The following is a 24,227-nucleotide window of genomic DNA, read 5'->3' as shown; positions in this document are numbered from 1 at the left end:
CACGGCAATCGTTTGGGAGTTTATTGTTGCCGAATCTATCTTGCTTTACCTCTGCTTAAATATCTGCGGAATGCGGGGTTAAACGGCGCACGTGTTAGCTGCAAAAACTCCAAAACTCAACCCTAAATAAGACCAAGCAATGATAAAAAAACAGGAGATTACAGGCTGGTTGGAGACTGATCGAGCTGAGATTACTTCTGGCAAGCTAGTGGTATTTTTATAGTATGAATATCATCTCTTGTCGGGGGATTGATGTGGCTATGTTTGGGGGAAAACAAAAGAACGCATCGTTTTGTCCCCTAGTCAATGAGCGGAGTAAAAAAAACCTATTATGGGGCAGCCAGTCGATTTTCGATTTTCGATTTATTTCACAGATGAATCTGGAGCTTGAACACGAGTCTAAAACTTTGGGCTGCTGGCGATTGCTGTCGGAAACTTATATCCGTTTTTGGGCGGGGTCAAAAAGCCATTTAAACTCTCTCCTCCCTAGCCAGCAGGTTTGCTTAGAAGAATGTATCAAACTTTTACAAAGAAACCGATCAAACTCATAAAGTCTCTCTCTGCCCTGACAAAAGCAGTTAGCTAGCTCGATGCTGGTTCTCCGTTTTTCAGATTGGACAATACACGACCCTCAAAACCCTAAAAATGAAGAATTGTAAAGTTTTATCAAGATCTTTGGCCATCTGAATTAAAATCTTCTCATAAAAAAGACTAGCTTTTAGCAGGCGCAAATTGTGGAAAAAGGTTTAAAACTCAGAATATGAGATCGAGTTCGGTACTCTTACATGGTGCAATAAAATGTAACTTTTGATGCCAGAACCAGTAGCCTGAACTTTGTCGAAGGTCGAATGCCCGTCAGGCAAATGCCTTCGGAAAATCGCCTTCTTGGTGCTGCATCAAACCTTAAGTGCAATTACTTCCCTTTGACGGGAGTCGGAGCCTTCGAGCAAACATATAGCTCCAGGGCTTACGCACCAGAACTTTGATAAACCGGGTTTTTTAACCGGGAGCTAGGGCGGCAACAAAGTGTTTTCGTTCATCAAACCCGGTTTCAGCGTCCGAGACTGAACTCGATCGAATGAATGCAGTCGCAACCAATGTTTAAATGTGGCGATACTGCAAGTTGCGTGCAAAGCAGGGAGCTAACCGCAGTGATGGATCTCGATTGTTTACCTTACGGCGCAGGCCACGCACAGGAAGGGGTCTGTCTGCTAGTCCGAATGGGGCCGCACCGCATTTTACTCGACTGCGGTGTAGAGGATATTGCACCCTTGTCAGCGACACTAAATCGATCGCTGCCAGCCGATTTTGTGGTGTGTACCCACGCCCACTCTGATCATGCCAGAGGTTTGCTAGCACTCCATCAATCTTTCCCCCACTTGCCAATCTACGCCAGCGAAGTGACAGCGCGACTGCTACCGCTCAACTGGCCAGAACTGGCTCAGCAGCCAGAGTCCCGGTTCTGTCAGGGACTGCCCTGGCAGTCGCCGCTCGAAGTGCGCCCAGGACTAAGCGTGCAGTTGTTCCCGTCGGGCCATTTGCCCGGAGCGGCGACTGTGCTGCTGACTTATGCCGCCCCGCACCGCACCTACACAGTGGTTTACACCGGCGACTTTTTCCTGTCCAATTCTCGTTTGGTGGAAGGTTTGCCCCTGGGAGAACTTAGGGGCATGAAGCCGGATGTGTTAATTTTGGAAGGCAGTTACGGCACGGCGCGCCACCCTCACCGCCGACAACTGGAAAATCAGTTAGCCGATCGCATCCACCGCGCCATCGCCGACGGGTACTCGGTACTGCTGCCCGCGCCCGCGCTCGGTTTGGGTCAAGAACTGCTGATGCTGCTCCGCAGTCACCACTACTTTACTGGCCGCGACTTGGATATTTGGGTGGACGGCACTGTCGCCGACGGGTGCGACGCTTATTTGGAACTGTTACCCCAATTTCCCACGGCTGTCCAAAATTTTGCTCTGCACCAACCTTTGTTTTGGGACGAAAGGGTGAAACCCCGCGTCCGCCGGCTGTCTGCCGAACAGCGCCCCGGATTGGGAGCCACGCCCTGTATTGTGATTACTGACCAAATAGCTGATTTGGCTTTGTATGTTGCCGAGCGCACACATCCTTGGATTTTGCTCGCCCCTCAAAAACCTGGATATCCCGTCAGCGACTGGCTGGGCAACAGGCCCGACTCTGGAATCAGAAGTGTCGAAACTTATCTACTAGCCGAACACTGCGACGGGCCGGGGACGACCCAACTCATCCACAATTTGCGTCCCCAGCACGTAATTTTGATCCACGGTTCCCCTGCATATTTGGCTGACTTGGCTAACTTGGACGAGCTGCGAAACCGCTACCAGTTGCACACTCCGGCGGCCGGAACACTTGTCGAATTGCCGATCGGGGAAATGTTTTTGCAGCCCGCTATCCCAGAAACTAACTATGAGGGAGAACTTAGCGAATTGGGCACAGAGGTAGCAATTAGCTTGCCGAGTCCGATTACAGCCGATCCTCGGTGGGCCAATTTTGCCGATACCGGTTTGGTAGAAGCGCGCTGGCAAGGCGAAGAACTCGTACTGCGCGGCATCTCCCAGCGGGAACTCCTTTTTCAAGGTAGCGCCGTTCAAGCCAACCTCGAATGCTGCGGCAATTGTCAGCACTACCGCAGCCAGCGCTGTTGGAACCAGTCCAGTGCTTTGTTTGGCTTTAAAGTAACCCCCGACGGTTACTGTCCCGTGTTTAAAGCGATACCGGAGTCGGAACTTTTCCTAGATGGCGAAACAGACGGCGAATAAGCTGTCGGACACCTCGAAACCAGCCCGCAGGCAAAGAAAACAAAAGAACAGTCCTGGACGCACCCAGACAAAAAACCCGCTTTCAGCAGGGGTAAGCTATGGCGTATTGAATTTTTAAACTACTGTGTACTTACGCTGTTGTGGGGAGTAGGGGTTGGGCAGGAGATCCCGCCATCAAGCTTAAATTTAAAGGCAAAATAGCTTATGTGGTCACAACCCAGAATATTTTTGGCCTAAACCGGGTTTTTTGGATAATTTCTTCACAAAAAAGGGAGAAAAGTCGTTTTCTTTTCCCCCCAAGTTTTCCTTGTGCCTCAAGCGCGAGCTCAAAACTATTCCAAATTCGAGTCCGGGTAGTGATTGCGAATTTGTTCGGCTTCGGGACAATCGTCAGAAACTAGGGGTTCGCAGTTAGTTCGGGATACCGAAGCCAACTTCTGGGACACAGCTCCAATACTTTCGAGACGCACCATTTCTTCCCAGGAGCTGATTTCGTCTTCTTCGTCGGTTTCGTAGCGCAGCGTGACTAGATCCCCTTCAATATCTAGGATACGAGCGCGCTCTATCCAACGTTGCTGATCTCGAAGAAAAATAGAAACCTCACGACCATCACAACAGAGTTGATAGATTTTGCGCTGTAGCATTTGTCAGTTCTCCTGCGCAGTGTAACTTGCTTAAAATATGGTCTGTTTACCGTAACGTACTTTGGGTTTTACATCGGAAGGCACAGCCGTATGGACTGGCCAGTTTCACGTTTTCCGCAACTTTTGTACCGATGGGAGTTACCAAATTTGATTTTACCACCAAATCTATCTAGTACGCCATTTATCCAATTACAGGTTGTGCAGCTAGTTGCATCCCTCGTGAGAGGCATTTGCCAGCATAGATCAGAGCATTGGACTTGACTCCGGCACGCGATTAACAGCGACAATAACAACAGACTCTGCCTCATAAATCTCGCTCTCTTCTGCCTCAACTCCCCCAGAAACATCTTGTGACGACGTTTGTTCGATCGCCCACTAACGCCGTCAAGGCTCAATCTCAAATCTCAAATCTCAAAGCGAAAGCTTTAAAGCGACACTCAAACAGCGACAATAAAAACAGGCTCTGCCTCATAAATCTCGCTCTTGTCTACTTCAACTCCCCTAGAAACCTTTTGTTTCGACTTTTGTTCTGACCCCGAGTACCCTCTGTGAACTCAATCTAAAATCTCAAATCTCAAATCTCAAATCTACAGACCGGAGTGTGATAAAAATCACTGACAGCAGGCAGCCCCTAAATGTAGAAAATGGTGGCGGCCAACAACTAGCTTCAAAACGGGCAGCGGAACCTGTGGCGGTTAAGCTAAAAGAATTGCGGTTCCGTTCAAAACAAATTGGAGTCATCGCTCGTGCGTATTAAGGAGGCTAATTGATGGTGTACGCAGAAAATTGGTCGCAGCCGTCTATCTTGGAGCTAGCGCGATCGGGCAACTTTCAAGCCCTGAATTACTGGATTGATAGCTTGCTACGCCCCGAAGGGATTTATGCCCGCGTCGAACAGGCTCAGGCCGGCTGCGTCCAAATCCTCGTAGAATTCCAGCGCGAATTTGCGCCAGATACTACATTACTCGGGAGCACACTCCGGGAAGGCTTAGTCAAATTTATTTGCCACCAACTCTGGAGACTCAACTCGCCAGCAGTAGAAGGAGTGCGAATTCACGCGCGCTTGGCTGGGGATGCAGACATTCTCTGGAAACAGTCAGTGCGAATTGTGACTCCGGCAAACCGCCAGCGGCGGCGTTACCGTTCCCTACCGGTCGTCGATTGGGTTAAATTTAAAACGTATCGTTCTCTGCTGCTAGTGGGCTCGGCACTTGCCTCATTTATTTTAGGGTGTTGGGTCAGCTACCACGAAGCTCTGACCCTGCGGTCAGTATCCCCAGTATCCGGGTACCAGCAAACTGCGGTAATGTCGGGGCCTCCTCCAAAACGTGCGGATACCGTGCAAGCGGCCTTAGAAGTGGTACCAGTAGTACAGCAAAAGCAAGTTGCTAATCCTTACGACCCAACAGTAACGCTGATGTTCGGAGGAAATGTGAATCTATCGGATGCGCTCGGAGCATCTGCTGCCAACGATCACCAATGGGCTTTCGCCAATATGGACGAGTACCGGCAAGCAGATGTGGCGATGGTGAACCTAGAAAACTCCCTGACTCGCTCTACATTGGGCTCTGCCAAAAAACAATTAAATTTTAAAGCCGATCCAGAATCGGTGAAAGTATTAACAGCCGGAGGAGTGGATATTGTCAATCTGGCAAATAGCCGCGCTATGGATTACGAGGAACCGGGGCTGGTGGAGACTATGAATACTCTAGATAGTAGTGGGATTCAACACCTGGGAGCCGGCAGAGATATTAAACAAGCGAGGCGTCCAGATATTATTGAAGTTAAGGGTCAGCGGATTGCCTACCTCGGTTATTATGATGCCGAGCTTAACGTCGCCGACCAAGGGAAAGCGGGCACTAACCCCCGCCGCAACAATCGCGTGGCCGAGGATATTCGAGCTCTTAGGGGTCAGGTAGACTGGATTATTGTTAATTACCACTGGGGAGTCGAATTGGCAGATTATCCGGGGGACTGGCAGATTGATTTGGCTCGGTTCACGATCGACCAAGGAGCTGATTTGGTAGTGGGACACCATCCCCAGGTATTGCAAGGTGCAGAAATTTATAAGGGCCGGCCGATAGTTTACTCGCTGGGTAATTTTATATTCGGCGGGAATGCTCGCAGGGATTACGATACCGCAGTCCTGAAAGTATCGCTCAAAGACAGGAATATGAAGGTAGAGTTTCTGCCTGTGGAGGTGAAAAAGTTTCAGCCGAAGGTGGTGAAGGGGGCCTCAGCCGATCGCATCCTCAAACGCGTCGAGCAAATTTCTAGTATTTTCGATCGACCGATGCGCTCTTCTGTAGTTCTCGATGCCCTAGTCCAGCCAGGAGCCACACCAAAAACTCCAAATTCTCCATTGCCAGGATCAGCAAAGAGCGGTACATACCAGCCCGGACGAGGTTCCGGGGGTACCTCCGGTGAAAGCACTCAGCAAGGGCCCGGACAACCCAAACCTACTTTGATTTTGCCGACTTTGCCGACTGCGCCCCAACAGCCGGACAACTCCTCATTTTTCCCGAACGGGACAGGGCCTGCAATTGAGTCCAACCCGCCTCCGAATCAAAATTTGCCGCCGCGCATCTACCCCACTCAACCTCAAAATCCCAGCCGGGAACCAGAGCCCTTTACCAAAGAGCCATTCATCAAAGAACCGTTTATTTCGCCCCCATCTCCTAGTCAAGGAGCAGTGCCGAGTCCCCAAAGCTATCTTCCCCCCAGGGGTGTATCTTTTGAAGTCGCACTCCAACAGCAGCCCACCTCAGCGATCGTTCCAGGTACCAGCAGCAAACGCTCCAAGCACCGGCTCGCCCTGCCTCCTATAGCTGGGAGCATTGGTTAGCCGATGGGGGTCGGAACAAGGAGGAGGCAGGGGGAGAATAGGGGCGGTAATGGGTGAACATCCACATACCAGCGACCAATTATTAATGACCGATTTACTGACAACCAATGATCAATGACCTACTACCGATGACAAATGTGTTTGCGATCGCGCTCAAGCAAAAGCAGTACAAAACCTATATCCTCTCCGACGAAACCGCTAACTCTACTCTAGAAGTTGTGCCGGAACGGGGCGGTATTGCCACTAGCTGGCTGGTTGAAGGCAAAGAAATCTTGTACTTGGACGCGGAACGGTTCGCCAATCCCGATCTGACTGTACGTGGCGGGATTCCCATCCTGTTTCCCATCTGCAGCAATCTCCCCGACAATACTTACACGCACAAGGGAGTGGAGCGTAAGCTCAAACAGCACGGCTTTGCTCGTGACTTGCCTTGGACAATAGGCGAACAAGTTACTGAGGGTTGCGCCGCTCTTACGCTAATTCTCGATAGCTGTGACAAGACGCTGGCTGTTTATCCCTTTGATTTCCAACTAGCCTTCACTTATCAGATTAAAGGCAATTCTTTGGAAATTTTTCAGCGATACACCAATCTGTCTGCTGAACCCATGCCGTTTTCTAGTGGTTTGCACCCCTACTTTTTGGCGACGGACAAATCTAAGCTGCGCTTTGAGATTCCGGGGATGCAGTACAGAGATCAGAACACCCATCAAAAGGGTTACTTCACCGGGGTTTTTGACCCGACGTTGGATGAAATTGATGTTTCCTTTGACGAACTCACTGGTCTTGCTGCTACTGTCACTGACGCGGCGAGCGGCTTGCGGCTCACCCTCAGTTACAACTCCAGCTATGGGAAGTTGGTTTTCTGGATGGTGAAGGGCAAGGATTTTTACTGTTTGGAACCTTGGACGGCTCCTCGAAATGCCCTCAACACAGGCGAACACTTGATTTATTTGCAGCCGGGAGCGACTTGCGAGATGCTGGTTCGCATGACGGCAAATTTTATTTAAAAAACACTTGCTATTTCAAAAGAGGGGTGCTACTATTAGAAATTGTGTGCGGTAACAATGTGTTTTCGCGGGTCGCTAGCTCAGCGGTAGAGCATTCGGCTTTTAACCGATTGGTCTCGGGTTCAAATCCCGGGCGACCCATAAAAATTTGTGAGTTAAGAATTTTGAGTTTTGAGCTGAATGCTCGGAACTCAAAATTTTGTTTTTTGAACTTTTAAGTAAATCTAGAAAGATAGTGCGCGATCGGTGGCAAATTGTCTTAATATTATCGTAAGAATTAAGCTTGTCCAAAATTCACTGCCCAAAAATCACAAATAATTAGGAGGAATATCTATGGCGCTTGTACCTATGCGATTGCTGCTCGACCACGCGGCTGAAAATGGTTACGGCCTACCGGCTTACAACGTCAACAACATGGAGCAAATCCAAGCGATCATGCGCGCTGCTGACGAAACCAACAGCCCTGTGATTCTGCAAGCTTCTCGCGGCGCTCGCTCCTACGCTGGCGAAAATTTCCTGCGCCACTTGATTTTGGCAGCAGTTGAAACCTATCCTCACATTCCCATTTCCATGCACCAAGACCACGGCAATGCCCCCGGTACTTGCTATTCTGCCATGCGCCAAGGTTTCACCAGCGTGATGATGGACGGTTCTCTGGAAGCGGATGCTAAGACTCCCGCTAGCTACGAGTACAATGTTCAAGTTACTCGCGATGTGGTGAATGTTGCTCATTCGATCGGCGTTAGCGTTGAAGGCGAACTGGGTTGCTTGGGTTCTCTGGAAACAGGAATGGGCGAAGCAGAAGACGGCCACGGCTTTGAAGGTGCGCTTTCTCACGATCAGTTGCTGACAGATCCTGAACAAGCTGTGGATTTCGTCGAGCAAACCGGCGTTGATGCTCTAGCAGTGGCGATCGGCACTTCTCACGGCGCTTACAAGTTCACTCGCAAGCCGACTGGCGAAATTTTGGCAATCAGCCGCATTGAAGAAATTCACCGCCGCTTGCCGAATACTCACTTGGTAATGCACGGTTCTTCTTCTGTGCCCCAAGAATTGCTGGAAATCATCAACAGCAACGGTGGCAAAATCCGCGAAACCTACGGCGTACCTGTGGAAGAAATCCAAAAAGGCATCAAGTGTGGCGTTCGTAAGATCAATATCGATACTGACAACCGTTTGGCGATTACTGCTGCGGTGCGCGAAGCTTTGTTTGCGAAGCCCGATGAGTTTGACCCCCGCCACTTCTTGAAGCCGTCGATCAAGTATATGCAGAAGGTTTGTAGCGATCGTTATAACTCTTTCGGTTGCGCTGGTCACGGTACAAAGATTAAGCAAGTGTCTTTGGACGATTTTGCAGCTAAGTATGCTAAGGGCGAACTGAGCTCTTCTGCTAAGAAGACTGTAGCTGTTTAAGAATTTTAGGTTTTAGATTTGAGATTTGTCTGAAGTCTAAAGTTAGGATTGCCGGGTAGCTTTGAAGTTGCCCGGTTTTTGTTTTTGGACACAAACCAATAGAAGTGATATCAAATCCGGTAGCATAGGAATTATTCATCTCTCTGTTCTCTGACTCTGTGTTCTCTGTGTCCTCTGCGGTTTAATCATTCCAATTCAACCGGAATTCATATGATATTGAAAACTGCGATCGCTATAGCAGTTTCCCTATTTTTGCTTACAATGAAGCTAATTTTCCTGGGAAATTCAACCGTTTGAATCAAAGGTGAACGAATGGCAAAGGTTATCGCAGTTACAGAAGCTATTAAAAGCCAAGAGGAGGCTAAATCAAGGTTGAATTTGAGCCGAACTGAGGATGAGGCTTTTTTTACCGAGTGGCAAACCCAATTGCCAAGTCTTAGCGATTCTGAACAGACTGCTTTGGATACGCTACGACGTAGATTGCTATATCATAGAGCCGATGGAGAATTGTTAGAAGGGGCAGTGACATTGCTGGTGGCATCACCTTTGTTAGAACTGGCGGGATTCTACGATCCACCTTTCAGGATGAAGGCTGAAGCTGCAATCGAAATTGCGATCGATGATGGGGAAGAAACCCTGCGCGGACGAATTGATATTTTGATTTTGCAGAATCAGCTTTGGGTAATGGTTTTGGAGTGTAAGAAGACTACGATTTCGACGCGATCGGCATTACCCCAAGCATTAGCATACATGATGGCAAATCCTGATTTGGATAAACCGAGATTTGGTATGTTGACGAATGGCGATGATGTGTTGTTTGTGAAACTCAGGGCTCAACCTACAGCCGAATACGGGTTATCGCGGGCATTTTCGATTTATACTGTGCGAAGTGAATTGCGATCGGCTTTTCAAGTCTTGAAGCATTTAGGCCAAGGCATCACTGCCATCTAAGTTACGGTGAAGGGCGCACAACACGAATCAGTTTACCTTGCAAAGATTCTTCTGCTGTAATAGCCGCGTTGATTCGGTTAGCCAGTGCTTCCCAATTGCGATCGTTCGTACAGGCGATAATGCCAGCATGAAGGGGCTGTATGCGGTGCAGCCGAAAGAAATCTTTACGGTTTTCGGTAATGACGGCACGTTTTTCGCTAGTAGCAAAAGCTAAAACATCCGGGTCAGGAATTTTCTGATTGGCTCTGCCTGCTTCTTGGACAGTCAAAACATCATGTCCTAAAGCTCTCAGTAATTCTACAACAGGATAGGGATATTGCTCATCGGCATAGAGACGTGCCATCTGCTACAAATCCTCGTCCATCACTTCATCGTTTTCCCGAATTTCTGCTTCAATTTCATCGGAGAAAGCTTCGGCGTATGCCCAAGCGTTAGCAATATCAGTCGCAGATAGCGATAGATAGCTTGTGAGTAAATCAGCTTCGCTGTAGCCAATGCGACGAGCTTCTACAAGTCCCCAAACGGTGATGCGAGTTCCAGCAATGCAGGCACTCCCGCCACAAACATCAGGCGTTTTTTCAATACCGCGCCAAGGAGTGATTTTACCTTGAGATAGGAGTTGAACGACTTGAGCTTTTTCGTCGTCAGAGAGTGCCAGGAGTTGAGGCTCTAATTCTTTCAGCGTCATGACAAACAATGGAATTGCTACTACCAATTATTCTATCGAACCGATCGCCCCATTTACCCGATCGCCCATTGCCACTCCTAGTAATTTGGGTGAAGGGCGAGAATGCAAGCAATGGTTGTATCAATTACACCGCCTGGGCGATCGCATATTGCCTCAGTACAGGTGAAATCGTGTAAAAATTTGCTTGTTGTTCAATCAAGCAGCGCCGCGATAGAGATTGCAGCGCATTTAGCAAATCTGAAGCCGGAATTATCTCATTTTCTAGCAATTTTGCCCGGTGGATTGGCTGGATTTCTTTCGCTAACAAGGAGATTACTTGTTTTTCTAGTTCCGATAGGCGATCGAACTGCTGCTGTAAAACATCTTTCAAATCTTCCGGCAACAATACGGTATTATTTGGTAATAACTCTGTCACGCCTCCTCCCAAGTCTGGAATCAGATTCGCCACGCTTTTTAACCATAGGGGGTTGCCTTGGTAACGATGAATGAGTGCTTCACTGTTGTCGCTTTCTTCTAACCCATAATCTCTGAGTATTTCCCGTGCGGCGGCGATGTCTAAACCTTTGACTTGTAAGGTGCGAATAGAAGTATTTTGGTTTTTAACTTGAGTCACTTCTCTCGGTTGTTCCCAACCGATTAACATCAAGCAGCTTTGATAAGATAATTTTTCTATTTGTTTGAATAAAGAGCGATATTCTTCGCATTCTGGTTTATATTTTCCTGCAAATTCGCCGCTACAGAAAAGGTTGTGAACGTCATCTAAGACGATTAAACAGCGATGGTTTTGTAAATACTTAATCAGCGGTAAGCGTTTTTGGTTTGTTGGGGATGAATCTTGTTTTTCAGAATGGGAAAAAAGCTGTATTAGGTTAGATTGAAATTTTTCTAGGGTGGGGAATTCGTCTAGTGTGTACCAAACTGCGTACTCAAACTCGTCTTTAATTTGTTGTACGAGTTGTACTGCTAGGGTGGTTTTGCCGATACCGCTGATGCCGGTGAGGGTGATGAGCCGACAGCGTTGTTGTAAAATCCAGGTGGTGAGGGTTTGGAGTTCGGGAGTGCGATCGTAGAAATCACCCAACTCTGGCATTTCGCTTAAATCTTGATGTAGAGTTTTGGTTTGTTGTGGGTTAGCTGTTTCCTGATTAGGTGGGTGTGAGTTTGGGATATTTGGTGGGTGTCTAGCTTGTCCGCAAATGTTAAAAATACTGCTCACTACAACATCTTGTGCAAAGTTTACAACATTAGAGTTTTGCAACCTCTCCATTGTGGAGCGAAAATTCGATTTACTGACTTTTTCCCCAAACTCCTCTGAAAGTAATTGCCATAATTCCGATCCGATTTCCCTGATGCGACTTTCCGAACAGTCAAAATCTTTCGCTATTTCTTTGTATTTCTCGCGTTGTAGAGTTCCCCGCAGTACCGCTGCTTGTAAATCGTCAAGGTGCTGACCTGTTTTCTCGAAAACTATGCGATCGGCGACATTTAACATTTCTTTAAGATTCATCTGGCAGGGAGATGCGAGAGTTTTGTGTATTGTAGCTCACAACTGCCAACATTTTCGTACATTCTCGTACATTGTTGTACAAACTTAGATTAAAGTAAAAGTAAAAGCGAGGGAGAATTGGCGGCAAAATAGAACTTTTTTGGGCTAGACAAACCTTGAATTTATTAAGGATAATGGAACAAGTATTAAAAGGATAAATTGATTTATGAATTGGGAAGATTTTGCCAGCAAAGCAGGTGAAGAAGAGGTAGAAAATGTTGTAGAAAAAACTATGGGAATTAATGGAAATACAGTCAAAACAGTCAAAGCGGTTGCAGAAACTGGTGCTGCGGTAGGTGCGGCTGCCAGTGCTGCAACAGGGTTGACTGTTGCAGCAACTTCAGGAGCAGGAATTACTTCTGGTCTAGCTGCTGCAGGTGGTGTGGTTGGTGGTGGTATGGCGGCGGCTCCTGCGGTATTAGCAGCAGGCCCAGCTTATCTGGGGGCAAAAATAATGAATGAAACTTTGTTCAAAGAGCAATCCAACTTGTCTGAGGAAGAGAATGATGCTCGTGCAGCGGCAAGAACAGCTACAAACATTGGGGCTGCTGCTGGTCTAGTTGGTGCTGGTGCTGTAACGGTAGCTGGCGGTGCTTCTGGTGCTGCAATTATGGGCACCCTTGCTGGTATCGGTGGCGTTGTCGGGGGAGGCGCAATTGCTGGTACTGCCATAGTTGCGGCTGCACCTGTTGCTGCGGCGGCTGCTGTTGGATACGGAATATATAAACTGTTTGGAGGTAAAGGGTAAAGATAGTTAGTTCAGTTTGACTTTGAAGGGCTAATTAATCGGAAGTTTAGCGGAGCACTTAATTATTATGGATGAGATAGTCAATAAGTTAGCTGGTCTAGGAGTTGCTGGTTTAGTCTTAGTTGGGCTTGTTGCAACCTCTTCTTATGCAGGAGCCGTAGCAATTACAACTTCGTTAGCTTTTTTAGGTGGTCCTTTTGGCATGATTGGTGGCGCACTTGCTCTCACCTTGATTGCAGGCGTTTCAAGCATGATTGCAAAGGTTGGGGTTGAGACTTTAGCAAAGGCTGTAGTTCAGGAGCTTAAGAAGAGTGGCAGATCTGAGAATTCTATCATTCAAGAAATCAATAATTTTCCAATGATTACTCCAGGTCTACGTTCCCAACTACGTGAATATGTCCGCCTAGTATAAAAGGAATAAGTGTGATTGCTGCTCTCCATTAGTGCGATCGCCCTTTTTTGTAGGTTGGGTTGACGCTGGTGTCACCCAACCTCTTTTTTTACTTACAATCTTATCCATTTCCACCATTTCAAAGTGCGCTGATTGCACAGAGGGCGATCGCCTCACCAATCATAAAGATCGATCGCCCTATGGACAAATATTTCTGCTAAAGTATAGCGCGTACTTAAATCAAACAGCCTACACTTGTCGAAAGAATTCCAAACGAGGCCTTAGTAGTTCGTGGCGGTCGTAATCGCCCAGAAGATATTAAACGCAGTACGGCAACTCACCCCAGCGGCATTACGGGAATTTCTGTAGAATGTGCAGTAGGATTATCTGTAGCAGAGTTAGCAGTGACAATCCCTCATGGACAAGTTGGTGTGACGACAGTGGGTGAGGTTCGATCGTCCGATGGAGATGTCATCCGTACTTCTGGCCGAAGCCCAAATCATGCAACATTAACTGGCTTAACACCAGAAAAAGCAAGTCGGCTGCTGACACCAACGATTCCTAATCCATCACAACAATCATCCTGAGTAAAGTAAAAATATGAAATATCCCAGAATCTTTGCAGATTTTCATAATGCGGATGAGCAGGGTCGCCTTCGCCTAAATTGCGTTGGTACGATTGAAGATTTGAGTCGCCAAAATATTAAGTTGGAAGATGGTCAATTGCTAGCATTGTATGACGAAGAGTTAGAAGTCGATGGCGTAGTGCAATATTCAGAAGAGGAAAGTCTTTGGGTTGCAGTAATTGATTGGAAGCAAATTAGGCAGGTAGAGGATATGCTTGTTCAAGCAACAGTCTAGTGCGATCGCTGGCTAAATGCGGGTATCGAGTAAAAGTTTCATTCCAAAACTTCTCACAGTTCGGCGACAGGAGCAATTAAATCTCCTAATATTTCACCGCTTCCTTTCATTGCACCAAATGTGGGGCGTGGATCTTGGGTGGTCGCAGGATAAATAATCACTAATGCTTTCCCTTCATGGATGACGGTTAAAGGGGTTTTGGTACGTTCGACCTCTATAAATAGAGTCTGGAGGGTTTGGGGTAATTCAGTGGTGGTAATTTGTGCCATTTGTTGACTGCTCACACTCTTATTCTATTTCTACTATGAGAATGCGAGGATTAGACGGAAAGCGATGCTTGAGTGAAAAAAAAAGCGATCGCCCCTCGCACCAAATACCAAACACTGCGATGATTCTACGGGGTGCGATCGCCAGTTTCTTATACTCGGAATGGTCAGGTTTTGCCGATAGTAAACCGGGTAGAGGTCAATAAGGGGCGATCGACACTCGTTATAATCAAAGTATCAATTCTCCACCAGATGCCGCGATGACCATCAAAGAACTCCTCATCCAAGAAATCGATAGCACCCCTGACGAACTGCTCGCAGATATTCTTAGCTTGGTACGATCGCTAAAATCCACTCCACACGGCCAACTTAATACCTACGAACAACTGCTAGAACGTATCGACTACCTCGAAGCTATCATCGGCATCCGCAAAGGACTCGAAAGCTTCGATCGAGGTGAAGGTATCCCAGCCGAGAGAGCCATGACAGCGCTACAGCAGCAGTTCAACATCCCTCCTCGTCTATGAGTTATCAACTCCTAATCCAACCACCCGCCTTTCAAGAAATTGAAAACGCCTACCGTTGGATGTGCGATTATCTGAGTGCTGATGCCGCAAATCAGTGGTACTACGACCTCCAAGATGCGATCGCATCCCTGCAACAGTTTCCTTACCGTTGCTCAGTTGCCCCCGAAGCTGCGATCATTGGTCGGGAAATTCGACAACTTTGGGTTGGTAAAAGAAGAACCTATCGGATTCTGTTTGTGGTGGAGGGCGATACCATTGCGATATTACATATTCGTCACCGCCGTCAAGCCCCTCTCGATACTGAACCGCCAGAGTAATCGCCTCAAATAGTCAATAAAAAGCGATCGCCCCTCACAGCAAATACCAAACACTGCGATGATTGTACAGAGTGCGATCGCACATCATCATCACTAATTGGCGATCGACCTCGGCATCAATTCTCAACAAAGCATCCGGCTAAAATTCCTTATCTGCGTCCAAGCGCACAGTAGCATTGTCGCCCAATTCCACCCCAGCAAACCTCTAATTTGATTGTGTGGTTCGCCGTGACTTCTGAATCTTACCGATGATGCCATCTATTCAGTTAGCGATAAAAATTCAAGCAAACATAGCATCGCGGGGGCGAGTTTTGCCGCACTAAACTCGCTCCTTCAAATTCTAACTAAATCCGCCCCTTCAACCTTCTCCTTCTTCCTTCGCGTCCTTCGCGTCTTCGCGGTTCGTTTCTAACACAAATACCCAATCCAAGCCGGCAAAACCTCCGGCGAACCGTACCACTTCCCCGGAGAACGAGGCGAATGCCAAACCCCCTCCAACACCAGATTTTCGGCCCCGTCCAAAACAGCAGCTTCCACCGGCGTAATTCCATCTCCCCAAGTTTCCCCTTTCCCCACAGTCAATTCATAACTTTTGTAAGCCAGCCAAGTCCCTAAACCGCGCTTGCCAAAAACAGCCTTCCCAGCAGCGCACACGTAGCGCACCTGCGGGTGAAAAGCCCCCGGATAGTGAATTTTGACAAAATCTAGATTTTTGCGCGTCCAGCGCTCTTGAGAGACGTGCGGCGTGCCTAAAGTGATTAAAGTATTCACATAAGAGTGAGCTTCCCACAAACCCGCGTCCTCAAGCACGTCGCCGTGAATCGTGTAAGGCTTTTCGCCCAAATAGATGCGAGAAATCCAGCCGCCGGCGGAATGACCAACGAGATTGATCTGGGGAACGCCGTATTGCTGTAACATTTGTTTGACCGTGCGATCGAGCTGTCGCAAAATTGGCACCATCGACCGCCCACCAAAAGTCGGCAACCAATCTCCCTTGCCCAGAGGCACTGTTACTGTTGGGAAACCTCGATCGACCAGAGACTTTTCTAATTCGCGATAGTCGGAAGCAGCAGCAAAATATCCTGGTAAAATCACGGTTGGTAATGGCATTGTCAATTTTAGATTTTAGATTCTAGATTTTAGATTTTGCGGTCGGAGTGCTACGATCTGTTTTTCAAGTTCAAAGACACTTGCCGAAGCATCCTTTGGATTGCTAACCTCTGCCGCTCGTTAAACCTTTTGCTTAGGGAATATCTACTTCTATGGCTCGCGAGCCGATTCAAACATGGTATTTTACCCTAGTTGTCGTTCACTTAGAAGACCGTTTTCTACTGGTACAAGAGCGCAAGTACGAGCAGCAGTGGTATCTCCCTGCAGGGCGAGTGGAAAAAGGGGAAACTTTGCTCGAAGCTGCTATGCGTAATACCCTTGAGGAAGCGGGCATTTCCATCATCGTTGAGGGAATTCTCCGGGTAGAACACACAGTGATGCCTAGGGGCAATGTGCGCCTCCGAGTCATTTTTGTGGCTCGTCCCCAAGATAAGACGCCGCCCAAAAGCAAGCCGGATGAGCATACTTTGTGCGCTGGCTGGTATTCTCTCAAAGAATTAGACCAGTTGTCTCTACGCGGAGAGGAAGTTCGAGAAATGTTTCAATATATGGCAAGCGGCGCTCCAATTTATCCCATCGACTTGCTCACCATCGAGGGAGCTCCTTTTAAAAATTACCGCTATCGCTGGTGAATCAAGGGAGTTGGGAGATTGCCGCCACAGCCGGCGCGTACAACGCGCAGCCACTCGATGAGTTTTGAGTTTTTTGATCTCGTAACCGAATTGGAAACGCCGATCGATCCGTTTGGTCGATCGTGTGTAATGAAATAATTAGGCCCCAGAACCCGAAAAAAGACGGTATAGCAGCGGCGCAGTCTGTTTTTTCCATCGCCCCAGTCCGGCCCGCCTGACGCTCCGCTCACCATTCTCAACAATAACTGAGAAACCGCGTATAGGATTGGGCAAAAGACATTAGGCAAGAAAAACAATGGTTTGAGCCATTAAGAACGTCCTCACCTTACTGGCGGTTGCTATAACAGCCTGGAACCAAGCAAGAAACCAGGTTTCTACGCTTGAGTGCTTGATGTGAGAGTCGCGAAATCTCCCTAAAAGTCGATCGGGCAATTTCGATACCGACCGTGCTAAAATTTAACCTTTGAATTCCCCAACCGCCACTTTTAAAATCACTCAAAAAAAATATCAATTAATAACTATTAACTTCCAATTCCCAATTATCAATTCTCAATTACCAATTACCAATTCCCCATTCCCCATAGTCATGACTGACTCTTCCTCCCTAGCCAACACCCTTTCCGAACCGCTGCGCCAGCCTTATTGGTGGGCAGCCCTAGCTTCTGTCAGCCTTCACGGAGTGTTCGGAGTAAGTGCCCCGACGCTTTCAAACATAATTTATGGTGGAAATTCCTCAAAAAATATTCCCGGTTCTGTAGGCTTGGTAGAACTAACTCCCGCAGAAGCCGGTCGCCTGCCACAAACCATACCACCGAGGCCGTCTAATACGCCGTTTTCGATCGCACCAGTTCCCCTTCGGCCAGCGCCAAAGTTAGCCCCGCCCTTGCCCCCCGCACCTGATACCATCAACTTGCCCGCCATGCCGCCGGGAATGCCCCCTCCTGGATTCTTTTCCCCTCTGCCTTATTCTCCTCTCCCGCCCTTAACGGCTGCAACAGCCCCGCCACCTCCCAAAACTCCCTCCCCAACAGTCAGAGCCCCCTCCCAGCCAATACCCACTTTCGTCCCACCCGTACCTCCCAGCGGTTTCCTTTTCCCACCCTTACCTGGTAATTTCGATCGCAATATCCCGCCGCCGCCATCGCTGCCAGAACCGCCCCAGCTTCCCGGCGGCGGCTCGGAAGATGAAGCAGAGGCGCTCAAAAAGATCATAGCCAGTAGAGGCGGACTGCCACTATTTCCAGACGGAGCTCCAGTCTTTACCCCAGAATTCCCAATTGCCGGCAGGAATGTGGGACCCGATGGAGTACCAAAATTGACTCAAAAAGATCCCAATAAAAGGAATCTCATCGCAGAAACTCCCGAAGAAAGAATCAGGAGACAACAATTTGAAGAGGGACAGCGACAGCTAGGACAGTCTGGCCAACCGGCTTCAAACTTACCCAGCGACAGAGAGACACAGCTTGCGGCTGCACAGACCTATGTTGCTTTGTTTGATAAATTCAAAAAGGCTTATCCTGACTTGGAAATGACAGGCCCGACTCCTGTGCCTGTCCCTTATCCCGTAACAGCTTGCTCGCAAAAACTCCAAGGAACAGCAGTTTTTGGAGCAGTTGTCAGCCCTCAAGGCTTGCTCAGGGCAGAGCCTCAGTCGATCGTCCCCACGGGTTACGGTATTCTCGATAATGCGGCTAAAATTGCTATTATTAGCCCTTCTCTAACATTTTCTGCAGCCAGCACGCACAAGCTTTACCAACTGGCTGTCGAGTTTAAGTACGACGAAAAAGTTTGTAGTGGCATTCCTCTCACCCCAACCAGGCCCAACCCACCAGCCCAGCAGCAGCCAGCGCCCGCCCCCACAGCGCCCAGCAGACCAACAGGCCAGCCGCCCTCCCCAGCGCCTACTGAAGTGAAACCGCAGTTTGAGAAGCCACCGGCCCCGTCGAGCAAACCGCAGCCAGGGGCCCAACCGTCGCCGTCGGCACCCAAGCCTGCTGCTCAACCGTCGCCCTCGCCTGAACCGAAACCAGCCGCAGAACAGTCGCCTTCTCCTCAACCGCAACCCGCCGAAGAGTCCCCGCAGCCCGAAGCTGCGCCATCTCCGGCGGCCGAAGAGTCTCCGCAGCCGCAAGTGTCGCCATCGCCGGCGGCCGAAGAGTCCCCGCAGCCCGAAGCTGCACCATCTCCTGCCCCAGAAGTGTCGCCCTCGCCGGAAGCAGTGCCATCTCCGGCCGCCGAAGTGTCGCCATCTCCGGCCCCGGAAGTGTCGCCGTCACAGTCGCCGGAAGCTGCGCCATCTCCTGCTGCTACCGAAAATTAATTGGGCATCGGTAATTGACAATCGGATATGGGAATGGGTAATATCCAATCGGCTTGCTTCAATATTGTGAGTTAGTAGTTAGTAGGGTGCGTCAGCTTGAATATTTGTTGGTTCTCAAACTAATTTCTACTTGCTGACGTACCCTACTTTATCCACTAAGAATGAAGTTGTTTTTCGTCCGCCCGACCAGGCTGGGGACGCTTGAAGTTTAGACTACAAAGCTAATTACCTATTCCCCTTAACCTCTCAATTGTATTGAACTTTATACATTTGGAATAAGTCGCCGCTTTGCTTTTTTACTACCTTAGCGCCCGCAGCTTTAATCATTTTTTCCCAATCTTCTATTGTCTCTAAAAATACTTCGCCGGCTCGATAAGTTTCCAAAATTGCCCAATCTTCTGCTAAAGGAGCATTGGGGTTGAGGACATCAAAAACAAAATGACCACCCGGTTTTAGTACCCGCTTTACTTCTCCCATGACAATACTCCAATAGTCTATGGGATAGTAACAGCTAAAGCCTGTAGCGAGGCATAAATCGAACTGAGCCTCCTCGTAATTTAACTGGTGAGCGGGGGCCCATTCTACGCCTTTGAACAGCTTAGAATTGAGCTGAGGGCCGCGAGCGTTTAAGGCGTCTCGCGCTGCGCTGCTGATTTCTTGACCGTAAAAATATGCCTCCCAATCCCGCCAAGGGTAGATCAGAAAGCTGACCCCGCAGCCAATGTCTAAACAGCGCTGATTTTTTTGAGGTTTGGCAATTTTCCAGAAGGGAGAAACTGTTTTTGCTTGGAGAGTTCCTGCAACAGATTCCAGGAAAATCGGCATTGCTTCGACTTCTTCGGGTAAAGCGAAAGCTTCTCCTCGGTATTCGCGATCGAACCGGGCAGCAACCTGCGATAGTAAAACTTGCCAGCTATCTGATTTGCCTTTGGCAAACCAAGTTTGCTCGCTTGTACTTGCTGGGCGTTCGGACTTTTTAGACATTCTTGAATTACCTTTTAGAGGCTTTGAGAGCCTTTGTAAAGTTTTGGCGATAGGGCTTATTAAAAATTAATGCAGGCCAAAGCAGCGACAGCTTCAGGCGATTTGCAAAACTTCGATCGAAGTTAGTGCGATCGAAACCATTCCAAAATTTCCAAATACCGCCACCGTAAGCGATCAGCAATGCCAAGCTAATTAACGTACTCATTTAAAAAACCCCTAAGCAATGGATAGGATTTTGGGTCAGCTAGTCAAAGCGCTACCCTTAATCTATCATTTATCAGACGCCAAGGCGCACCGATAGCTGTACTAATTCCACCTTCAGAAAGAGACTTCAAAATCCCCGCTGGCCACAAACTTAAAAATAACACCCCCGAAATAGCTTTCACCGAGCAAGCAAGAAGGGACTTCTGCCAAAAGTCGAGGATTCTGAGGACTTATAAGATTGAAGAATTGAAGAATTAAAGAATTGGGAATGACTGATGACACAAGGGTTTCGAGCACGGGCCTACAGTTGCATTATTTTTTTTAACTGGTATTACCCAACATCCCCTACAAATCCGAGCTCGACCGGGGGATTGGTGCAATGCTGCAAGTTCTAATTCGGTTGAAATCGGTTGCTGTTGGGGGACAGCCTAGCCAAACGGGATTGCCCAGACGTGTGACTACTCGAAGATATTTAAGTAAGAACGGATTGCTGGTCGCCCACGAATTACAGCAGGCAAACTTTTTCTAGCGGACAATGGCGGTAGAGAGCTTTCTAAGCAAGGAGGATTTTATGCGTGCAGTGCTGATGGCTGGGGGGTCGGGAACGAGGCTCAGACCCCTGACGTGCGATTTGCCCAAACCGATGGTGCCGATTCTCAATCGCCCGATCGCAGAACACATTATTAATTTGCTAAAAAGGCATCAGATTACGGAAATTATTGCGACGCTGCACTACCTTCCCGATGTCATGCGCGAATATTTTACTGACGGGGCAGAGTTTGGCGTTCAAATGACTTACGCTGTGGAGGAAGACCAACCGCTGGGTACGGCTGGTTGCGTCAAAAATATTGCTGAACTGCTCGATCGCACTTTTATGGTCATCAGCGGCGACAGCATCACAGACTTCGACTTAACCGCAGCGATCAAATTTCACCGCAGCAAGCAATCCAAAGCCACGTTAATTTTAACTCGCGTTCCCAACCCGATGGAATTCGGGGTCGTGATTACCGAGGAAAATTACCGCATCAGTCGCTTTCTGGAAAAGCCTTCTAGCAGCGAAATTTTCTCCGATACTATCAATACCGGCATTTATATTTTAGAACCCGAGGTCTTGGATTACCTGCCGGCAAATCAGGAGTGCGACTTCTCCAAAGACTTGTTTCCCATGCTACTGGAAAAAAACGAGCCGATGTACGGCTATATCGCCGAGGGTTACTGGTGCGATGTCGGCCAGTTGGATGTTTACCGGGAAGCTCAGTACGACGCGCTGCGGGGAAAGGTCAAACTGGATTTGACCTACTACAACGAAGTTCGATCGGGACTTTGGGTAGGTCAGAATACTTTTATTGACGATAGCGCGATCATCGAAGTACCGGCGATGATCGGCAACAATTGCCGGATTGGAGCCCGAGTTACAATCGATGCCGGTACGGTGCTCGGAGATAACGTGACTGTCGGGGCGGACGCCAACCTCAAACGTCCCATCGTCTGGAACGGAGCAATTGTCGGCGAAGACGCTCATCTTAGGGCCTGCGTGATTTGCCGGAGCACCCGCGTAGACAGGCGTGCTCACGTCCTCGAAGGTGCTGTCGTCGGTTCAATGTCCATCGTGGGAGAAGAAGCACAAGTGGGGCCAAGCGTGCGCGTCTGGCCGAGCAAAAATATTGAATCCGGCGCTCTGTTAAATCAAAATTTAATTTGGGGAGAACAAGCTAAGCGGAATTTGTTCGGTCAGCGTGGCGTTCAAGGACTGGCAAATGTGGATGTTACCCCGGAATTTGCGGTGAAATTGGGCGCGGCTTACGGCTCGACTTTGAAACCCGGAACTTCGGTATCGGTTTCTCGTGACCAGCGGAGCATTTCGCGGATGGTATCGAGGTCTTTGATTGCGGGTTTGATGTCGGTGGGAATAAATGTGATCAATTTGGAATCGACGGCAATTCCGATCGCACGCACGGTTTCGTCTACGCTGTCGATTGCCGGCGGCATTCATGTTCGCATTTCGCCCGATCGCTCCGACCACATTTTAATTGAATTCTTTGATATCAAAGGCATCAATATTACTAAAGGAGCTGAGAAAAAAATCGAGGGGGCTTATTTTAAGGAAGATTTGCGGCGGGCTCTAATTCCCGAAATTGGAGAGATGACGTACTTTAACCAAGCTCTCGAAGTTTACAACCGCATTTTTGAGCGGCAGATGAATGTTGAGGCAATACGCTACAGCAATTCTAAGGTAGTAATCGATTACGTTTACGCGGTTTCTGGAGCAATTTTGCCCCAAATGCTTGCCAAGTTCGGCTGCGATGCGGTAGTGCTCAATGCTAGTCTCAAGCAGACTTCTCTAAGCAACGGGGAACGGGAATATTTGCTCGACCAACTCGGCCGGGTGGTGAAAGCACTCAGCGCTAATTTTGGAGTGCAGGTGTCGGCTAACGGCGAACAGCTCATTTTGGTAGATGAGTCTGGGATAGCGATTCGTGGGGAAATGCTGACGGCGTTGATGGTAAATTTGATGCTGACTTCTCATCCCAAAGGTACAGTAGTAGTGCCGGTGCATGCGTCTTCTGCGGTGGAGGCGATCGCCCGACGCTATCAAAGCAAGGTAATCCGCACGAAGGCGAACCCAACTGCTTTGATGGAAGCCGCTAACAGGAACCCGAATGTGGTTTTGGGCGGTAGCGGCCTTATGGGTTTTATTTTCCCGCAGTTGCATCCCGGATTTGACGGAATGTTCTGCATTGCTAAAGTCATAGAAATGATGACGATTCAGGAGCGATCGCTCGGACAGATCAAGGCGGAACTTCCCCGCATCACCCACCGCAGTTACAGCGTCCGCTGTCCTTGGACTATCAAGGGTTCGCTGATGCGACATTTAGTAGAAACTCATTCGCCCGATCGTTTAGAATTATTAGATGGAGTGAAGATTTTTAACTACAGCGACGACAATTGGGTATTAGTTTTACCCGATGCTAGTGAACCGACGGTTCATATCTTCGCCAACAGTGAGGATCGAGATTGGGTATCTGAAACGTTGAAGGAGTACCGCGCCCTCGTTCACGATTTTGTCAGTCAAGCCGAGGCGGCGGTTCTCCAAGATAAATTTGGTAACGTGTAATCCGTCATCGGTGACAACTAATAGCGATCGGGCGCAGAAAAATCACTAATCACCAATTACCAATTGGCAATTGGCAATTCCCCAAAGCAAGACGCATAAGTCATCGGTACACGGATAGCTATTTTTTCCTTCTTCCTTCTTCTTTCTTCCTTCTTCCTTCAACATCCAATTCCCAATTAAGCACAGATAACAGATGAATAGCTGCATTTTGATGGCGGAAATAATTCAACAACCGCAACTCCGTTATACTCCTGACAATCAACTTCAAATCGCTGAGATGTTGGTGCAGTTTCCAGGCCCAAAACCAGAAGATCCGCCCGAACATTTGAAAGTGATAGGATGGGGAAATTTTGCTCAAGAAATTCACGAGAAATATCACGAGGGCGATCGCGTGATTATTGAGGGACGGCTGAGCATGAATACGATCGAAAGAGATGGTATTAAAGAAAAGCGCGCTGAACTGACAGCTCAAAGGATTTACAGTGTCGGGGCTGATGCAATGAGTTCGGCTCCCGCAGCTAGAACCGCCCCGGAACCGGCTCAAATTCGCGACACCGCCCCGGCTAATGTGCCGAGCAATGTAGTACCTTTAGGCTCGCGGAACCGCAGTTCTAACAGCGCTCCAAGCGGCTCTAACCGCACATCTAGTTCGGATTGGAACTCGCATCAGTCTTCAAATTCTGAGTCCGATCGCCAGTCGGGTTCCTCTAACGAACCGGAAAATCCCGATTACGATCCGATTCCATTTTAAAAATTAGGGTGCATCACTTTACGAGCGATCGCAAAACTTCGCCGTTCGATCGAAAGTGACGCACCTTAATTTAAGAGCGATCGCACTTCCGGAAAAAAAGGGCGAGCGAATTTGGCTG

The 24,227-nt window shown here is 48.5% G+C and carries 26 protein-coding genes and 1 tRNA gene; 19 read left to right on the top strand and 8 right to left on the bottom strand.

Translation table 11 applies throughout. The features are described 5' to 3' along the window. The first annotated feature begins 1,154 nt into the window (after positions 1 to 1,154). On the top strand, positions 1,155 to 2,789 hold the full coding sequence (locus QUA74_RS23830) for an MBL fold metallo-hydrolase (RefSeq protein WP_333334087.1): 1,635 nt from the start codon (positions 1,155 to 1,157) through the stop codon (positions 2,787 to 2,789). 332 nt (positions 2,790 to 3,121) lie between these two features. Here the strand turns inward: QUA74_RS23830 and QUA74_RS23825 are convergent, their stop codons facing one another. After that, on the bottom strand, positions 3,122 to 3,433 hold the full coding sequence (locus QUA74_RS23825; RefSeq protein ID WP_006633466.1) for a DUF6679 family protein: 312 nt from the start codon (positions 3,431 to 3,433) through the stop codon (positions 3,122 to 3,124). Between the two features lie 601 nt (positions 3,434 to 4,034). Between QUA74_RS23825 and QUA74_RS23820 the strand changes: the two genes are divergently transcribed. The 6 genes from QUA74_RS23820 (at position 4,035) to QUA74_RS23795 (ending at position 9,649) form a co-directional block, all read left to right on the top strand. After that, a complete protein-coding gene (locus tag QUA74_RS23820) occupies positions 4,035 to 4,190 on the top strand; it encodes a hypothetical protein (protein ID WP_158307982.1) in 156 nt (51 codons plus the stop codon). Positions 4,191 to 4,202: 12 nt separating this feature from the next. Then, positions 4,203 to 6,278: a CapA family protein gene (locus tag QUA74_RS23815; RefSeq protein ID WP_333334083.1), complete on the top strand. Its 2,076-nt coding sequence runs from the start codon at positions 4,203 to 4,205 to the stop codon at positions 6,276 to 6,278. A 137-nt stretch (positions 6,279 to 6,415) separates the two neighbouring features. Further along, positions 6,416 to 7,285: an aldose epimerase family protein gene (locus QUA74_RS23810; RefSeq protein WP_445302172.1), complete on the top strand. Its 870-nt coding sequence runs from the start codon at positions 6,416 to 6,418 to the stop codon at positions 7,283 to 7,285. 69 nt (positions 7,286 to 7,354) lie between these two features. Continuing rightward, a tRNA-Lys gene (locus QUA74_RS23805) sits at positions 7,355 to 7,426 on the top strand. Between the two features lie 192 nt (positions 7,427 to 7,618). Then, entirely contained in the window at positions 7,619 to 8,698 is a 1,080-nt protein-coding gene (fba, locus tag QUA74_RS23800) for a class II fructose-bisphosphate aldolase (RefSeq protein ID WP_006633469.1), read from the top strand. Between the two features lie 312 nt (positions 8,699 to 9,010). Beyond that, positions 9,011 to 9,649 (top strand): type I restriction endonuclease, encoded by a 639-nt coding sequence (locus tag QUA74_RS23795; protein WP_333334080.1) that lies wholly within the window; start codon positions 9,011 to 9,013, stop codon positions 9,647 to 9,649. Between the two features lies 1 nt (position 9,650). On the opposite strand, the gene QUA74_RS23790 is transcribed toward QUA74_RS23795, so the two are convergent. Continuing rightward, complete coding sequence (locus QUA74_RS23790) at positions 9,651 to 9,992, bottom strand: DUF5615 family PIN-like protein (RefSeq protein WP_333031540.1); 342 nt, start codon at positions 9,990 to 9,992, stop codon at positions 9,651 to 9,653. Between the two features lie 3 nt (positions 9,993 to 9,995). After that, positions 9,996 to 10,337 (bottom strand): DUF433 domain-containing protein, encoded by a 342-nt coding sequence (locus QUA74_RS23785; RefSeq protein ID WP_333334078.1) that lies wholly within the window; start codon positions 10,335 to 10,337, stop codon positions 9,996 to 9,998. On the opposite strand from QUA74_RS23785, the gene QUA74_RS23780 reads away from it, so the two are divergent. After that, on the top strand, positions 10,336 to 10,503 hold the full coding sequence (locus tag QUA74_RS23780) for a hypothetical protein (RefSeq protein WP_333334076.1): 168 nt from the start codon (positions 10,336 to 10,338) through the stop codon (positions 10,501 to 10,503). The genes QUA74_RS23785 and QUA74_RS23780 overlap by 2 nt on opposite strands. On the opposite strand, the gene QUA74_RS23775 is transcribed toward QUA74_RS23780, so the two are convergent. Then, positions 10,462 to 11,844, bottom strand: coding sequence for an NB-ARC domain-containing protein (locus tag QUA74_RS23775; protein WP_333334074.1), 1,383 nt, complete (start codon positions 11,842 to 11,844; stop codon positions 10,462 to 10,464). The genes QUA74_RS23780 and QUA74_RS23775 overlap by 42 nt on opposite strands. 205 nt (positions 11,845 to 12,049) lie before the next feature. Here QUA74_RS23775 and QUA74_RS23770 point away from each other — a divergent pair, with 205 nt between their 5' ends. The 4 genes from QUA74_RS23770 (at position 12,050) to QUA74_RS23755 (ending at position 13,883) form a co-directional block, all read left to right on the top strand. After that, complete coding sequence (locus QUA74_RS23770; protein WP_333334072.1) at positions 12,050 to 12,631, top strand: RNA polymerase subunit sigma-24; 582 nt, start codon at positions 12,050 to 12,052, stop codon at positions 12,629 to 12,631. 67 nt (positions 12,632 to 12,698) lie between these two features. After that, positions 12,699 to 13,043, top strand: coding sequence for a hypothetical protein (locus tag QUA74_RS23765; protein ID WP_333334070.1), 345 nt, complete (start codon positions 12,699 to 12,701; stop codon positions 13,041 to 13,043). A 383-nt stretch (positions 13,044 to 13,426) separates the two neighbouring features. Beyond that, positions 13,427 to 13,609 carry a hypothetical protein gene (locus QUA74_RS23760; RefSeq protein WP_333334068.1) on the top strand — a complete coding sequence of 61 codons (183 nt, stop codon included), beginning with the start codon at positions 13,427 to 13,429 and terminating at the stop codon, positions 13,607 to 13,609. A 13-nt stretch (positions 13,610 to 13,622) separates the two neighbouring features. Beyond that, positions 13,623 to 13,883 carry a hypothetical protein gene (locus QUA74_RS23755; protein ID WP_333218003.1) on the top strand — a complete coding sequence of 87 codons (261 nt, stop codon included), beginning with the start codon at positions 13,623 to 13,625 and terminating at the stop codon, positions 13,881 to 13,883. A gap of 53 nt (positions 13,884 to 13,936) precedes the next feature. Here QUA74_RS23755 and QUA74_RS23750 read toward each other — a convergent pair whose 3' ends face one another. Continuing rightward, positions 13,937 to 14,152: a type II toxin-antitoxin system Phd/YefM family antitoxin gene (locus QUA74_RS23750; RefSeq protein ID WP_333334066.1), complete on the bottom strand. Its 216-nt coding sequence runs from the start codon at positions 14,150 to 14,152 to the stop codon at positions 13,937 to 13,939. A 68-nt stretch (positions 14,153 to 14,220) separates the two neighbouring features. On the opposite strand from QUA74_RS23750, the gene QUA74_RS23745 reads away from it, so the two are divergent. Genes QUA74_RS23745 through QUA74_RS23735 form a run of 3 tightly spaced genes read left to right on the top strand, consistent with a single transcriptional unit; the run spans position 14,221 to position 14,993 of the window. Beyond that, complete coding sequence (locus QUA74_RS23745; protein WP_333334064.1) at positions 14,221 to 14,355, top strand: hypothetical protein; 135 nt, start codon at positions 14,221 to 14,223, stop codon at positions 14,353 to 14,355. Between the two features lie 54 nt (positions 14,356 to 14,409). After that, positions 14,410 to 14,676, top strand: a complete 267-nt coding sequence (locus QUA74_RS23740) for a hypothetical protein (RefSeq protein ID WP_333334062.1) — start codon at positions 14,410 to 14,412, stop codon at positions 14,674 to 14,676. Beyond that, positions 14,673 to 14,993, top strand: a complete 321-nt coding sequence (locus tag QUA74_RS23735; protein ID WP_333334061.1) for a type II toxin-antitoxin system RelE/ParE family toxin — start codon at positions 14,673 to 14,675, stop codon at positions 14,991 to 14,993. The genes QUA74_RS23740 and QUA74_RS23735 overlap by 4 nt, the downstream gene beginning before the upstream one ends. Before the next feature lie 408 nt (positions 14,994 to 15,401). Here the strand turns inward: QUA74_RS23735 and QUA74_RS23730 are convergent, their stop codons facing one another. After that, the gene (locus QUA74_RS23730; protein WP_333334059.1) at positions 15,402 to 16,103 is read right to left on the bottom strand and encodes an alpha/beta fold hydrolase; all 702 of its coding nucleotides are present in this window, start codon (positions 16,101 to 16,103) and stop codon (positions 15,402 to 15,404) included. A 152-nt stretch (positions 16,104 to 16,255) separates the two neighbouring features. Here QUA74_RS23730 and QUA74_RS23725 point away from each other — a divergent pair, with 152 nt between their 5' ends. Next, a complete protein-coding gene (locus QUA74_RS23725) occupies positions 16,256 to 16,735 on the top strand; it encodes an NUDIX domain-containing protein (protein ID WP_006633478.1) in 480 nt (159 codons plus the stop codon). 586 nt (positions 16,736 to 17,321) lie between these two features. Continuing rightward, entirely contained in the window at positions 17,322 to 19,055 is a 1,734-nt protein-coding gene (locus tag QUA74_RS23720; RefSeq protein WP_333334057.1) for a hypothetical protein, read from the top strand. A gap of 246 nt (positions 19,056 to 19,301) precedes the next feature. Here QUA74_RS23720 and QUA74_RS23715 read toward each other — a convergent pair whose 3' ends face one another. Together QUA74_RS23715 and QUA74_RS23710 are read right to left on the bottom strand one after the other, a co-directional pair. Continuing rightward, the gene (locus QUA74_RS23715) at positions 19,302 to 20,039 is read right to left on the bottom strand and encodes a class I SAM-dependent methyltransferase (RefSeq protein ID WP_242722240.1); all 738 of its coding nucleotides are present in this window, start codon (positions 20,037 to 20,039) and stop codon (positions 19,302 to 19,304) included. 7 nt (positions 20,040 to 20,046) lie between these two features. Next, entirely contained in the window at positions 20,047 to 20,244 is a 198-nt protein-coding gene (locus QUA74_RS23710) for a hypothetical protein (protein WP_333030091.1), read from the bottom strand. A gap of 570 nt (positions 20,245 to 20,814) precedes the next feature. On the opposite strand from QUA74_RS23710, the gene QUA74_RS23705 reads away from it, so the two are divergent. Both QUA74_RS23705 and QUA74_RS23700 read left to right on the top strand, forming a co-directional pair. After that, positions 20,815 to 23,358 carry a mannose-1-phosphate guanyltransferase gene (locus QUA74_RS23705; RefSeq protein ID WP_333334054.1) on the top strand — a complete coding sequence of 848 codons (2,544 nt, stop codon included), beginning with the start codon at positions 20,815 to 20,817 and terminating at the stop codon, positions 23,356 to 23,358. A gap of 193 nt (positions 23,359 to 23,551) precedes the next feature. Next, positions 23,552 to 24,109 carry a single-stranded DNA-binding protein gene (locus QUA74_RS23700; protein WP_333334053.1) on the top strand — a complete coding sequence of 186 codons (558 nt, stop codon included), beginning with the start codon at positions 23,552 to 23,554 and terminating at the stop codon, positions 24,107 to 24,109. Positions 24,110 to 24,227 lie beyond the last annotated feature (118 nt).

Source organism: Microcoleus sp. LAD1_D3 (assembly GCF_036702135.1).
Classification (GTDB): Bacteria; Cyanobacteriota; Cyanobacteriia; order Cyanobacteriales; family Microcoleaceae; genus Microcoleus.
Note: the sequence above shows the minus strand (reverse complement) of the source record. Positions and strands in the feature narration are given on the sequence as shown.